This is a genomic window from Orientia tsutsugamushi str. Boryong (assembly GCF_000063545.1).
Taxonomy (GTDB): Bacteria; Pseudomonadota; Alphaproteobacteria; order Rickettsiales; family Rickettsiaceae; genus Orientia; species Orientia tsutsugamushi_C.
In genome coordinates this window covers 534,492-549,700 of the sequence record NC_009488.1, presented here as the reverse complement: position 1 = coordinate 549,700, position 15,209 = coordinate 534,492, and the positions used below count along the sequence as shown (strand labels likewise).

Annotated in this window: 10 protein-coding genes and 1 tRNA gene; 8 read left to right on the top strand and 3 right to left on the bottom strand. The window is 29.7% G+C overall.

Going from position 1 to position 15,209, the window contains the following annotated elements; all coding sequences use genetic code 11:
* Nucleotide 1: 1 nt before the first annotated feature.
* Entirely contained in the window at nucleotides 2–1,486 is a 1,485-nt protein-coding gene (locus OTBS_RS02680; protein ID WP_232488876.1) for a hypothetical protein, read from the bottom strand.
* Between the two features lie 261 nt (nucleotides 1,487–1,747).
* Here OTBS_RS02680 and alaS point away from each other — a divergent pair, with 261 nt between their 5' ends.
* Together alaS and gltX are read left to right on the top strand one after the other, a co-directional pair.
* A complete protein-coding gene (alaS, locus tag OTBS_RS02675) occupies nucleotides 1,748–4,417 on the top strand; it encodes an alanine--tRNA ligase (protein ID WP_041621141.1) in 2,670 nt (889 codons plus the stop codon).
* A 339-nt stretch (nucleotides 4,418–4,756) separates the two neighbouring features.
* Complete coding sequence (gltX, locus tag OTBS_RS02670; protein WP_041621140.1) at nucleotides 4,757–6,193, top strand: glutamate--tRNA ligase; 1,437 nt, start codon at nucleotides 4,757–4,759, stop codon at nucleotides 6,191–6,193.
* Here gltX and OTBS_RS02665 read toward each other — a convergent pair whose 3' ends face one another.
* Nucleotides 6,194–6,538 carry a HesB/IscA family protein gene (locus OTBS_RS02665; RefSeq protein WP_011944551.1) on the bottom strand — a complete coding sequence of 115 codons (345 nt, stop codon included), beginning with the start codon at nucleotides 6,536–6,538 and terminating at the stop codon, nucleotides 6,194–6,196.
* Between the two features lie 165 nt (nucleotides 6,539–6,703).
* Here OTBS_RS02665 and argS point away from each other — a divergent pair, with 165 nt between their 5' ends.
* Together argS and OTBS_RS02655 are read left to right on the top strand one after the other, a co-directional pair.
* Nucleotides 6,704–8,476, top strand: a complete 1,773-nt coding sequence (gene argS / locus OTBS_RS02660) for an arginine--tRNA ligase (protein ID WP_011944550.1) — start codon at nucleotides 6,704–6,706, stop codon at nucleotides 8,474–8,476.
* A complete protein-coding gene (locus OTBS_RS02655) occupies nucleotides 8,473–9,252 on the top strand; it encodes an SPOR domain-containing protein (RefSeq protein ID WP_011944549.1) in 780 nt (259 codons plus the stop codon). The genes argS and OTBS_RS02655 overlap by 4 nt, the downstream gene beginning before the upstream one ends.
* 204 nt (nucleotides 9,253–9,456) lie before the next feature.
* Here OTBS_RS02655 and OTBS_RS02650 read toward each other — a convergent pair whose 3' ends face one another.
* Nucleotides 9,457–10,218 (bottom strand): IS982 family transposase, encoded by a 762-nt coding sequence (locus OTBS_RS02650; RefSeq protein ID WP_011944548.1) that lies wholly within the window; start codon nucleotides 10,216–10,218, stop codon nucleotides 9,457–9,459.
* A gap of 1,110 nt (nucleotides 10,219–11,328) precedes the next feature.
* Here OTBS_RS02650 and OTBS_RS02645 point away from each other — a divergent pair.
* The 4 genes from OTBS_RS02645 to OTBS_RS02630 all read left to right on the top strand — a co-directional run bounded on the left by OTBS_RS02645 (nucleotide 11,329) and on the right by OTBS_RS02630 (nucleotide 14,068).
* Entirely contained in the window at nucleotides 11,329–12,495 is a 1,167-nt protein-coding gene (locus tag OTBS_RS02645) for a reverse transcriptase domain-containing protein (RefSeq protein WP_080571808.1), read from the top strand.
* 890 nt (nucleotides 12,496–13,385) lie between these two features.
* Nucleotides 13,386–13,553: a 50S ribosomal protein L33 gene (rpmG, locus tag OTBS_RS02640; RefSeq protein WP_011944547.1), complete on the top strand. Its 168-nt coding sequence runs from the start codon at nucleotides 13,386–13,388 to the stop codon at nucleotides 13,551–13,553.
* An 8-nt stretch (nucleotides 13,554–13,561) separates the two neighbouring features.
* Nucleotides 13,562–13,888, top strand: a complete 327-nt coding sequence (gene rpsP / locus OTBS_RS02635) for a 30S ribosomal protein S16 (RefSeq protein ID WP_011944546.1) — start codon at nucleotides 13,562–13,564, stop codon at nucleotides 13,886–13,888.
* A 105-nt stretch (nucleotides 13,889–13,993) separates the two neighbouring features.
* Nucleotides 13,994–14,068 (top strand) — tRNA-Thr (locus OTBS_RS02630).
* Nucleotides 14,069–15,209 lie beyond the last annotated feature (1,141 nt).

Here is a 15,209-nt window from a genome sequence, read left to right as displayed (position 1 = left end):
ATTAATTAACTATCCTACTAATAGACATGGTTAGCAATTTTCTTGATACATTAGAATTGCTACATATTTCTTGTCCTAACGATGTTAAATTAACTTGATAATTTTTGAACATCTCGATAATATTAGCATTATATTTTTCTAATTTAATTAAACAATCTTCTTGGTTTACAGTAGTATTATTTAAATAATAGAATTTTACTTCAATAGACATGATTAACTCATTTCTAAGTAGTTGATCATTAAGTGTATATGTTATTTTTTGTATTTCTATATTTGGGTTATGCAATAATAACTTTAATGCATCTAAAGCTATAGGATAATGCTTAGAATTAATGTGCTTATCAAGGTAATAACTTTCAATAATATCTGATGATATATTATAAGAAGCTGCTAACTCAAGTTCAGCTTTGCGTTGATTTGCACTAATTGTATTAATTTGTTCATAAAAATTAGCTAGAGCTTTTTTTTGAATAAATACTTTATACCATAATCTAATTAGGATAGAGCATAATATTATTACTGCTATCAATACAAATCGTAAAAATACTGAATTAAATTTTCTTAACTTATTGAATTCATCTAGATATTTGTTATAAGCACAGCGTATAGAACAGTAATTAAATAACTGAGATATTAATTGGTCAGAATAAGTATTTGGAATAGTTGTAATGATAGTATCAGTGTAACTATTAGAATCGTTTTCTATAAATTTTTGAATTTGTTCATCAACTAAGTAGTGAATTATTACTTTTTTATTTGATTCTAGAATATATAACTTAAATGATGATAATATCTCATTAGATTCATACTTTAGTATACCATATATATACTCAGGGCTTTTAGTAGCGCAATATGGTATTGTGTTACTAAAAATAATATTCTGCTGATTGAATAAACAAAATGTAATACCATTTGCTTTAGTAATACATACTATCAGAATTATATTATTTTCATAAGCTTTTTTGAACAGCTTTGTTTTAGTAGTAAGATAATTAGTTTGTTGAAGGGATATATATTGTGTTTTTGTTATTTGAAACACTGTGGAGTTAGCTATATGTTCCATAATATTACATATAGTTTTAATATTTGACTTTAATAAAGTATGTATAATTTTAGGAATTTCTAAAGGACACAAAAATAATCCAGAAAATGTTATTTCTGAACGTACAATAATTTCATCAACAAATGTTTTGATAATGTGATTTAATTCTATTGAAGCAATTTGTGCTTGCCATAGTTCACTGCCATTATAAGTAATATTAAGTATATAATAGCCAATTATACTGTTTGAGCCAAAATGTTGCTTAATATAGTTATCAACTGGATTTTTTTTTATTCCAGTTTCTATAGCAATCAAAAATTCTTGCTGTAACTTTATTTCTGGCAAATCAATTAGTATAGATACACTATAACCAGCGTATCTGCTAAGTAATTCTTGAAACTTATTGAATTTATGTACTCCATCAGTATCATATGTTAAAAACATGTCTTCAATGATGCTATTGTTAGATATTACTACAATAGAAGCCCCAATCTTTCCTAAATATATTATTATAGAGGATTTAAATATAACGCGAGATATCAATTGTTTAAATTTTAGTAGCAATATATTCATTAATCGCAACTATAAAAATGTAGCATAAGCTATTAGAACAGTATATATTGTACATTATACTATGTTTTTCGAACTTATAGCAACTAGCCTAAAAAATAATAACAAAGCGCGTGTATCATCTTAAAATTGCAAATGACAACATTTTTAAATATTAATCAAATTCGTACAACCTTTATAGAATTTTTCAAGAAATATGGTCATCATTATGCTAGTTCGAGTTCTTTAGTTCCAGGTAATGATCCAAGTTTATTTTTTGTGAATGCTGGTATTGTACAATTTAAAGACTATGTTAGAGCACCTGAAACAAGCAAGTATAGTAGAGTAGTAACTTGTCAAAAATGTGTAAGAGCTGGTGGTAAGCATAATGATTTAGAAAGTGTTGGCTATACAGCACGCCATCATACTTTTTTTGAAATGCTAGGCAATTTTTCATTTGGTGAAGATAATGCTAAAGCAGATTTTATGCAGCTTATATGGAGTTTTTTAACTAAAGAATTGTTTATTGATGAAGATCGTCTTATTGTTACAGTGTACCATACTGATCATGAAACTGCAAAACTATGGCGGTCAATTGCAGGATTAGACGATAGTAGAATTATTCGTATAAAAACAGATGATAATTTTTGGTCAATGGGGCCTGTTGGTCCATGTGGACCATGTACAGAAATTTTTTATGATCATGGAGACAAGATACCAGGCGGACTGCCTGGAACCAAAGATGAAAATGGTGGACGTTATGTTGAAATATGGAACATAGTTTTCATGCAGTATGAACAACTTAACGAATCAACTAGAGTTGAACTAGCAAAGCGTTGTATAGATACTGGAGCTGGATTAGAACGGATAGCAACAGTATTGCAAGGAGTGTATGATAATTACGATATTGATTTGTTCAAAAATTTGATTGCAAATATTGAACATTTAACAAAAATTAAGTCAGTTGGAGAAGCTAATTTTTCTCATCGAATAATTGCTGATCATTTAAGAGCTAGCGCTTTTTTAATTGCAGATGGAGTAATGCCTTCTAATGACGGCAGAGGATATGTTTTAAGAAGAATAATGAGAAGAGCTATGAATCAGATTCATCAACTGGGCTGTAAAGAACCTGTTATGCATCAGCTAGTTCCAGGTTTAATTAATGAAATGGGTGATTTTTATAAGGAATTAAGAATTAGGCAAGAACTCATTACTTACTTGTTAAGAAATGAAGAGGAAAAATTTAAGACTACTTTATCCAAGGGATTAAAGTTACTTGAGGAAGAAAGTAAGAACCTAACATCTGGAAGTCAGCTTTCTGGGCACATTGCATTCAAGCTTTATGATACATATGGATTTCCTTTTGACCTAACTCAAGATATTCTAAAAAAGAGAAGCATTTCAATTAATAAAACAGAATTTGACCAAAACATGCTTGAACAACAAAATCGGGCAAGGCAATTGTGGAAAGGGCAGGGTAGTAATAAAGAGCAGCTATTATTGGAAAAATTAAAAGAAGAATTTAGAGCTACAGAATTTGTAGGCTATAGTCTTTATCAAGCTGAAGGAATTGTAATATCTCTCATTCAAGACAATCAATACGTAGAATATATTGATATAAATCAAGTTGATGACAACAATAAAGAATTTTGGCTTATAACTAATCAGACTCCATTTTATGGTCAGTCTGGTGGACAAATGGGAGATATAGGAATAATTAAAAATAATGAATGTACAATTCATGTAACTGATACTATAAAGCTTTTTGGTTGTACTCACGTTCATATTTGTAAAATAGTATCAGGTAAAATTAATATTAATGCTGTAGTACATATGGCAATTGATAAACAATATCGTACTCAATTGCAAATTCATCATTCAGCAACACATATTTTGCATGCAGCTTTAAGAGAAATTTTAGGTAATCATATCATCCAAAAAGGATCATTAGTAGCTTACGACTATCTACGTTTTGATGTTTCGCATCCAACATCTATTAGTAGAGAGATTTTAACTAAAATTGAAAATAGAGTTAATGAAATAATTCTTAACAATACTGCAGTTAAACTTATGATAATGCCATTTGATCAAGCGATAGCTCATGGAGCAGTTGCTTTGTTTGAAGAAAAATATGGTGATGAAGTTAGAGCAATATCTATAGGAGAAACATCTGATGCTAGATATTACTCCTTTGAATTATGTGGTGGAACTCATGTGAAATACACTGGAGATATTGGAGCATTTAGAATTTTATCAGAAAGCGCTATTGCTGCTGGAGTTAGAAGAGTAGAGGCGATTGCTGGCAAGCATGTCATTAAACAAGCTAGGCGGAATAGTGAACTACTTGATCTAATTGCAGAAAAATTTAGCGTTACTAAGCAAACCATAATGTCTAAAATTGATGGCATTATAGAAGAGAATAATTTATTAAAAAAACAGTTGCATCAATTAAAATATAATCAACTTATTTTGTGTGAAAAAGATATACAAAATATTGCTGATGATATTGGAACAATAAAATTAGTTTACAAAAATATTGAAGATTATGATCTTCAAATTGTTAGAAAAGCTGTAAGTAATACAACGAAAAATATTAAGAACTTAGTTATGGTTGTTATAAGTAACAATGATAAAAAAAATACAATTATAATTGGAGTTAGTGATAATATTACTAATAAGATACAGGCTAATAACTTAGTAAAAGAAATTATAAATTATCTAGGTGGTAGTGGAGGAGGAAGTGCTACTCTTGCTCAAATTGGTTGCCAGTATACTTGCAAACTTCTAGATTTAAAAAATATAATTTGTAAGTTGTTAGCTACATAGCCTAACAATAGAGTATAATTAGTCTATTATAACACGAGTATAACATGAGTTTGATATAATGAATATGCTAAGATATGCAGAGAATAAGGATTATAGACATTGCTCAACAGCTAAGAATAGAAAAAATATAGGCATGAAAAAGTAGTATAATGCCTGCTAGAATATCTTCTAAAGAAACAAGAAGAACTGTTATGATTCTTAATATAATAGTTTTTTTCCTAACTATCATCTAGTATATCAGATATTTTTTTATATCTTGCATTTTGCAGAATAGATATTATATCGAACTTGTGTTACAGATAACATTAAATCTTAGTGTATCTAACTTATAGTAATATTATGACAAATATAGTAACAAGATTTGCTCCTTCACCAACTGGTTTTTTACATATTGGAGGAGCTCGTACTGCTCTTTTTAATTATTTATTTGCTAGACACCATAAAGGCAAGTTTCTGCTTCGTATTGAGGATACTGATGCTGCTAGATCAACTGAAGAATATAAAATCAGTATCATAGATAGCTTAAAATGGTTAAAAATAAATTGGGATAATGATATTTTTTATCAGTCTGCAAATCTACAAAGGCATGTAAATATAGCTTTAGAACTAGTAAAGAGTGGTAAAGCTTACTATTGTTTTACTTCTCCAGAAGAAATTGATCTCCAAAGACAATTAGCTATTACTCAGAAGCAAAGTTTTATCTTTAGGAGTCCATGGCGCAATAACATTCCTTCTTCATTATCATTAAAAAATAATAATAAAGCATATGTTATTCGTTTTAAAGCTCCAGATTATGGTACTACTATAATTAATGACCACGTACAAGGTGAGGTAGTATTTCAAAATCAACAGATTGATGATATGATTTTAGTACGAAGTGATGGTACACCAACTTACATGTTAGCAGTAGTAGTAGATGATCATGATATGGGTATTACACATATTATCCGTGGAGACGATCATCTTACTAACGCAGCTAAACAAATAGCATTATATGACGCTTTAGGTTGGGCAGCACCAGCTATGGTTCATATACCATTGATTTATGGGCCTGATGGAACTAAATTATCTAAAAGGCATGGCGCTATTGGTGTTGATGCATATCAAAAAATGGGCTATTTACCTGAAGCTTTATGCAATTATTTATTAAGATTAGGGTGGAGCTACCAAGATGAAGAGATAATATCTCATGAGCGTGCTATAAAGCTGTTTGATATAGATGGACTAGGAGGTAAGTCTGCAGCCAGATTAGATTTTGATAAAATGTTGTATTTAAACGGCTATTATATTCGTAGCACTGATAATTCTATACTAGCAAAACTAGTAATCGAGATACTATCTAAGCAATATATTCTTAGTAATGAAAGTTGTAATTTGATTCAAAAAGGAATGTCAGGCTTAAAAAGCAGAGCTAATTTACTGACAGATCTTGCTGAAAATGCCAAAATATATGTTTTGGAAAGCCAGTTAACTTTTATCAATGAAGCTTTAAATATTATTCAAAAAACTCCTTCTATGTTAATTACAGAAGTTATTGATATTATTAATAATTTACAGGAATTGAACTGTGAATCAGTTAAACAAGCTCTTACAGAATTTGCTAAGACAAAAAAGATGAAATTAGGGCAGTTAATGGATCCAATTCGAGCATTATTAACTGGTAATACTAAATCACCTAGTATATTTGAAGTTATTCCAATATTAGGTAAAATACATACAATTAAACGTTTAGCTGGTATCAAAGCTATAAAATCAAATAATCAAACTTTAGTGTAATTACAGTGCAAAAGAGTTACCACAGCCACATTTAGCTTGAGCTGCTGGATTAGTAATTTTAAAATATGAGCGTCCTAACTCTTCTATATACTCAATAATAGCACCATTAATAAAATTTTGTGATAATGAATCAATTACTACTATAGCATTATCTTTCTCAGCTATAAAATCCCCTGGTTCATATTCCATAACAAGATCATACTCATAAATAAAACCTGAACATCCACCCGCATCAACTCTAATTCTTAACATAAGAGGCTGTTGTTCATTTGCTTCTTCGTTTAATTCATGAATTCTCTTATATACTGTATCACTTATTGTGATATTAAATTTCGAGTTACTCATTCTTTCTATTGTTTTATGTTGGCAATTATTATAGTTAATTTTGTATTGATATAAAGATTAATAATGTTATTTTTTAATAATAGTGGTAGCTTTGTTTATATATAACTTTCAAATTATTCAGAGTAAAGTTTATTTACAGTCCAAAATGAATTAAATAATATTATAATGAACATTTATAAAAGACTTAAGCAAGATATTGATGTAGTAGCTACCAGTATTATTAACAAACTTAAATCTACTAGCGATAGTAAAGAATTTGATAGCTTAAATGATACAATACCAATTGTACTAGAATCCTCCAAAGATGTAAATAGCTATGATATTTCAACTAATATTGCAATGCTTATTGCTAAAAAGATGAATCAGAATTCAATTACACTAGCTAATTTATTTAAAAAAAAACTTAGTCATTATCCATATATTGATAATATTACAATAGCTGGCCCTGGATTCATTAATTTTGTTATCTTGCAGGAAGAATGGACAAACTATTTAGCTATAATATTAGATGGTAGTTACAGAAAAGAATATAGTAGCATCGGTAATAATAAAAAAGTAAATATAGAGTATGTTTCTGCTAATCCAACTGGACCACTACATATTGGACATGCTAGAGCAGCTGTATATGGAGATGTTTTAGCTGCATTATTACAATGTACAGGATACCAAGTTACTAGAGAGTATTATGTTAATGATACTGGAGTACAAATTGATAATTTAGCTAAGTCAGTATATTTAAGGTATAAACAAGTAATAACTGGTCAAGTAGCTGATATACCGAAGGGACTCTATCCAGGTGAGTATTTAATTTCAGTTGGAACAAAGCTAGCTAAAGAATATGGAGACAAGTTATTAACTCTTAGTGAACCAGAATATTTAAATATTATTAAAGATGTTGCTGTTAATAACCTGCTTCAATCAATTAAAGCTGATTTAGCTTTAATTGGAGTTCGGCATGATGTTTTTTTTTCAGAAAAGAAGCTACATGATAGTAATGTAATAAGTAAGGTAATTGATTTATTATCAGTCAAGAAATTAGTTTATACTGGTGAATTATCACAACCTAAAGGGCAAAGTAGTGATAATTGGCAGCCAAGAAGTCAGCTATTATTTAAGTCTACCATTTTTGGCGATAATCAAGATAGACCATTACAGAAAGAAGATGGTAGTTGGAGTTATTTTGCCAGTGATATTGCTTATGCTGATAATAAGATAAAACGTGGATTTGATTATGTGATTTTTATTCTTGGAGCTGACCATATTGGTTATGTTAGTCGTATTAAAGCTATTATACAGGCACTTGATTTTAATCAAGATATAACCTTAGATATCAAAATTTGTCAGCTTGTAAAACTCATTGAAAACGGTGTAGCAGTAAAAATGTCTAAGCGCTCAGGCAGTTTTACTACTATAAGAGATGTATATGAAATTGTAGGAAAAGATGTAATAAGATTCTTTATGTTAACTAGAAAAAATAATGCTGTGCTGGATTTTGATTTAGTAAAATTACAAGAACAATCACGTGACAATCCTGTATTTTATGTGCAATATGCTTATGTTAGAGCAGGTTCAATCCTTAGAAAGGCTAAGGATAATGCAAATATAGCATATGAAATTTTTTCTACTAATAAATCAGATTTTAGTCTGCTCTCAACAAAAGAAGAACTTAATTTGATCAAAATTTTAGCAGTTTGGTCTCACATGCTAGATGGAGCAGTGAAAAACTTTGAACCTCACCGTATAGCTATTTATTTACAAAAGTTGGCAGCAGAGTTTCACGCTTTATGGAATTTAAAAAGTAATGACTTAGATTACAGATTTATAGTTTTAAATGATAATAATTTAACTGCAGCTCGTCTTGCATTAGCTACAGCAGTTAGAGAGATTATTAGAGAAGGATTAAAGATTATTGGAATTACTTGTGTTGAAGTAATGTGAGTAATGTAAGAATAAAAACTATGCTTGTAAAACGTTTTATATCTTATTTAGTCATAAATAATAAAGTTACTTATGGTCAATATTTTGCATATGTTATTTTGATGCTACTAATACTTCTTATAGAACTTTTATGTTTATACTATGTCGTTTTTTATTATCTATCTGTAGATATTCCAATAATAGAAAATGATAACCTTCCACATAAAATTAAGCCAAAGATTGTTGGTGGAATCAAGATACTAAACTCTGATAAAACTATATATGAAAAAATAAAAAATGATGGTACTAGTGCAAATAATCAAGTTAAAATTTTACCTTTACCAGAGCAACCTTTAAAAATTAGAAGAAATGATGATGGTATCGTAAAAAAAGAGCCACAAAGTCCTGCAAATGTAACAGTGGAACCAAATAGCATAAGCGATTCTTGCGCATACTCACAGCAAGATTTGAAAATTATAACATTGGAGCAGTTTGATAATAGATTAAAATATTTGCTTTTGCATTCTCCAGCAAAAAAACGTACAATACAGAAATATAGGCTATATCTTGATTCTAGTTATAATGCTGATCTTGCAGAAGCGATGTGGCAACAAATTTTTGAAAGTAATAGTAAGATATTAAAAGGCTATAATTATATCATAGATGCAATGGTTGTTGATAATGATAAAGTAATATACAATATTTTGGCTGGTGAATTCTCTAATTTTAGTAGTGCATTTGCATTATGTAAAAAATTAATTTCTAACCAGCAAAATTGTTTAGTAGTACAATATTGAATTAGTTTTTGATTTTTTATCATCTTATAGTGCCATTGCATGGTTAACATAGTAAAAAGTATAATAACCTTGTATGAATCTATCGTCTACAGCTATTTGAGTTAACTTTTCTTCTTTCATGGATAATAAAATTTTTGTTTTTTTAAGCATTTCTTATAGTTATTAGAATTTTTAATAGAATTTCTAATTATTTCTAACGCTAGATTAGGATAAGTTGAATGAAGAAAAAGAAGAGGAGATAAGGTAGGGATTAAGTTTGGAGATAGAATAACTAGCAAGAGAAGCAATTATATGAACAAAGAAATGAATAGGAGAGCGATGTCGAGTATGCTCTAAGTGCATATGTTTTTTTAGTACATTAAAGACAGACTCAATTAGTGAACGTTTATTTAATAAACGCTTATCATCTATGTCCAATAAATATGTTTTCATATCTTTACGAAGATTAGTAAATAAACGTAGACCATTGGTCAACAGTTGATGAAATAACTCTTTAGAGATGTAAGCTTTATCAGCAAACAATTTACCAGATAAACCTTTAGAAATAACTGAAGCTACAGATAGATCACTTTTATTGCCTTTAGTAATTTTAACTAACATTAATTCACCTTTATTATTAATTACGAGATGTAGCTTAAAACCTAAGAACCAGCCATAGCTACTCTTACCAATTTTAGAAAATCTGTTAAAAACTCTATTGCTGGAAATACGTTTGTTATGACAAATTGCTAACCTTGTAGAATCGATATATAATATATACCAGTCTCTTCTCCTTTCAAGATAATGCATTAATATGGCTAATGGTAGCAACATTCTATGCCACAGTTGTATTATCCTACTATAGCTTGGTAAACAAAAGTATCCTTTATACTTATAACGCAAGTAATATAGATAATAATTTTTAAAATCCTTGCATGGAGATAAATAAAAATATATCGTTATTGTTAATAACTCAGCTAAGGACAACTTTCCATCTCTGTTCCTTTGATTACTACTTGGTATTAATCTCTTTCTTTCCCACTCTTGATATATCTTGCAAAAATTATCTATTAAATAGTATACTGTTATAATACATTTTTCATGTTGGGTTATTCCTTGTTTATTTAAATTTTTTTATAACTCAACATTCTCTCTTTGTATACCTTTTATTCTCTACATTTCATATTTCCACTTATCCTAATCTGGTGTTATGAATCTATTATCGCTTTTTTTTCTATTTTCAAACCTCATTATAAATGACTATAAATCCTTCTAAGACAAGATGGATTATAACCATTGTGCCTAAGCATAAGATTTAAGATCAGGAGTAAACCAGTTTCTCCCATCTACTCATGCCGTTCTTGTTCTTCAGTCTTCAATCACGCTTCTAATTGCAGTTACCTTATCGCTAAAAGAATTGGTAGGCAAATGTTGCAAAGCTTTCACTTTGTTCCATATGTTGTCCTATATTAGCTTTGTGATATGCATTTGATGACTTCTAACAACTTATTACATTTCTTCCAGTTTATAATAGACCTCTTTCGAAACTGGTTAACGTAGTTCAAAATTATTGCTGATAAATATCGAAATAGACGTAAAAGATTCGGTCTGTGCGTCAAGAAAAGGTGAATTAATCTTACTGGTGAAAGTCCAGTTATGGAAGGAGAAGCTAGATCCACCGTATAGCGAGTCTTGTGCTGCTGAAGGTAACGACAGTAGTAAAGCGTAGACAGTGAAACATTCGAGCCGAAACCAAATGGTGAACGTGATATCCCCGAAAGGCTTATATAGTGGAAGCCGATATGTTAGACTACATAGTAGGCAAAAGAAGATTGGAGGTCAAACTAGTAAAAAAAAACCCAAAAATTTTCAACCACCGGGGTCGCAGGCGTCAGCGAGTTTGTAAAGATTAATGACACAACTTGAGAAGTCCTTATAACTCTTACGTAATTAAGTAAGTATTCAAAGTACAAGTGATGAAACATAAGGCTTTGGAGATGGTGTAAGGATGGCTGAGTTAGCCATAGTAGTGATGAAACCTAGTAATGTGGGTGGAGCAAAGGGTTAGCAGAAAAGTAAGAATGCAAGAGGGAAACAATGGCTGTACACAGCATAGACAGAAATACATGGTTAACGAAACTTGAGCGTATAAAGTTGCTATCATCGAAAAATCAAGACATAAAGTTTAATAATCTAAATCAAGACATAAAGTTTAATAATCTTGGACATATCATTGATTTAAAGATATTAGAAGAACAATATAAGGAACTCGATAGCAAGAAAGCGATAGGAATAGATGGTATAACCAAAGAGGATTATGGTAAGAAGTTGAAAGCAAATCTGCTCTCGCTTCTTACTAGAATTTGCAATGGGAAATATCAGGCTAAACCTGCACGAATAACGGAAATTCCAAAAGAAGATGGAGGCAAAAGACCTTTGATAATATCATGTTTTGAAGATAAGATAATCGAGTCTACAGTAAGCAAGATATTAAACTCTGTGTTTGAGCAAATATTCTTAAAGTATTCATATGGATTTCGACCTAAATTAAATGCACACGACGCTTTAAGGGAGTTAAATAGACTTACGTATAACTTCAATAAAGGGGCTATAGTAGAGATTGATATAACAAAGTGTTTCAATACAATCAAGCATTGTGAGTTGATGGAATTTCTAAGAAAGAGAATATCTGACAAGAAATTTCTAAGACTAGTTATGAAACTGATTGAAACACCAATCATAGAAAATGGTACTATAGTTACTAACAAAGAAGGTTGTCGTCAAGGATCAATAGTTTCACCAATTCTGGCAAATGTCTTTCTGCATTATGTTATAGATAGCTGGTTTGCAAAAATCAGCAAAGAAAACTTAATGGGACAAACAGGAATGGTGAGGTACTGCGACGATATGGTATTTGTCTTTGAAAGGGAAGCAGATGCGAAAAGGTTTTATGATGTTTTGCCTAAAAGGTTAAATAAGTATGGGCTAAATATCAATGAAGCTAAATCACAAATGATAAAATCTGGTAGAGACCATGCTGCAAATTTAGCCCAACAATGCAGGAAGATCGCAAGTTATAATTTTCTTGGATTTACTTGCTATTGGAGAAAATCAAGATTTGGCATAACATGGAGACTAAAATATACCTCAAGGAGAGATCGTTTTACTGAGAAACTGAAAGGACTGAGAAAATATTTGCGTAGTCAGCTAAACAAGCAAGATAAAACACAAACATTATCACAAGTCATTAGAGTTATTAGGTGAATGGATCAACTATCATGGTATATCTGATAATAAAAGACGAGTAAGTTCATTTATCAACCAAAGTAAACGGGCAATATATAACTGGTTTAATAGAATGGGAGGAAAACGTAAGATGAATTGGAAAAGACTAACCGAGATACTTAAAAGAGTAAATTTTCCTAAAATTGGAAAGATTGTCTCAATGTTCTAGACAACAAATAAGGCATAATGCTTATCTTATTTTTGAGAGCCGGATGCGGTAATTCTGCAAGTCCGGTTCTGAGGAGGGGCCTAATTGAGCAATTGGTTAGGTCTACTCACATAGTTTTAATTTGATCTCTGACATTTATAATTTTGATCTACCTTAACCAGTTTCGAAAGAGGTCTAATGTGTCAATGTATTTTATTATCATTTGATATGAAAATAGATTATCAATGTTGTTCTACCAACAGAAGCTTGCTGGTATATGCAATGAAGTGATTTTATATATGAAGCTATCAGGACAGCCAGGCTTGAAATTGAATCAGAATCGTGAGAGAGAGATTATACTACTAGTATAGCAAATTATTATAACTATTTTATAATAATTTGCTGTCGCTATGACCTAAACACACTTTTCAAAACGTATATAATATAACTATTTTATAGTAGCTTAACTATATAAGTCTACATCTCTTTCTTCTGTTTATATACTTCTCAGCTATGATTTTAAGACAGTGCAACTTGAATTTTTAAGTTTCATAAAGATATATATTGATTTTTAATATGGTATCTTTTATTCTATAGCACTAATTTAAGGCTTGACTCAAATCAAAGTTATGTATAAATTTGTTAGATATTATTATATGTCATGTATAATACTTTAGAGCAAATATACAGCTATAAAATATAAATTTAGGTATTTAATACAGTGTCTAGAAAAAAAAAGGTTTTAGTTAAATTAGTTAGTAGTGCTGGAACAGGTGTTTTTTGGGTTAAGCAGCGTAATCCTAAGACTCAAACTGAAAAGCTATCATTTAGAAAATATGATCCAAAAGTTAGAAAGCATGTTCAATTTACAGAAGCAAAGATTAAATAAGGGAAGTTATGGCGGTTAAGATTCGCTTGGCTAGGTCAGGCGCAAAAAAATGTGCTTATTTTAAAATTGTTATAGCTAATAATTGTTCTCCAAGAGATGGGGCTTTTATTGAAAAAGTAGGGCACTATAATCCTATGTTACCTAAGGATAATCATGAAAGAGTAATATTAAAAACTGATAGAATAGAGCATTGGTTGTCTCATGGCGCTCAACCAACAGAAAAGGTAATAAATTTTCTACAGCAGTTTAGTATTACATTGCCGTTAGCAATACAAAAAAAACACAACATAAAACTTAAAAATTATGTAGCTAAACCTTCTAAAAAAAGTAAGTAAGTAGTTAATGGGCTTATAAGCTATAAAGCTGAGTATACAATTAATAGCTTAAGTAGTCTGTAATTTGTATATGTATTGATTAATAATTAGATATCTATTTATTATGCCGAATTAGCTCAGTGGTAGAGCAACCGCCTTGTAAGCGGTAGGTCGTCAGTTCAAATCCGACATTCGGCACCATATATATCTGACCTTATTTATGATATGGTATAATGTGCTTTAATTTGCACTATATGGCGTTATGTATGATTATTTAACTATGTTAAGATTAAGTTAATATGTACACAAAAGTGTATAAGTTAACTGTAGAAAATAAGTAGTGTCATAGTTCAGGAAAAGCAAATATGGATATCTATTTACTTGGAAAAAGATATCAAACAGATATCTTCAATATTACTTAGCTAAGTTAAACTATTATTTTGAATTGATTTATAAACTATACATAGTAATTTATGTTTAATTTATATAGTAGCTTACTTTATGCATTGTTATTTACTATACAAATTTTTTAAAGAAATGATTATTGAAATAACATACACACAATAATAGGGTATACATTAAAAAATTAAGTAGTTTCATTTAAATTAGTTCGCTTTATAGCTAGTTATGATTCATTCGTTCAACATAATCTCGCTATCATTGTGACTTGAATATATTACTCTAAATCTTTGTATAAGCCTCGAATAAAAGTCGTGTTATTATTTAGAAAATATAATTTTAATGCCTTTAATGGTTAATTTTTTTAACTATTTCTTTAGAATAGGTTTATTCGTTGGAATATTATCTAGCAAACATTTACACTACTCATATTACCATAACGCACGATATACTTTTACTTTAGGTAATAAATATCGTATAATAATAAAAAGTCTAAAATGCTTACATGACAGCTTTTGGCTACGTTTATATCCCTCTTGAATATTATTTTTAATATAAACCTCTTTACTGTATGCTGTGGCAATGCTTTAATGATCTTACAGCCTAAGCAATTTACATAACAGTATTTAACCATTTACATTATTTCATTTCTGTTCATCAATATCTATATAGTCATTTACAATAAGGTTTGAGCATAGAAAAAGGCAATAATAGATTCATAAAATTTACCAAATTGAGTAATTTGATCTCTAATCCACATCTTCATATTAGAACAAAACTTTCCCATCTGATTTAAATCTAGAGAATAAGGTGGCGGAAGCGGAAAAATAACTTTACAACCAACAGATTTTTTAACTATTTTATCGCTTCTTTCTATGCTCAAACCTCATTATAGGTTACTATAAGCATCATACATCCAAAACTGAACAATTATATTGTCAAT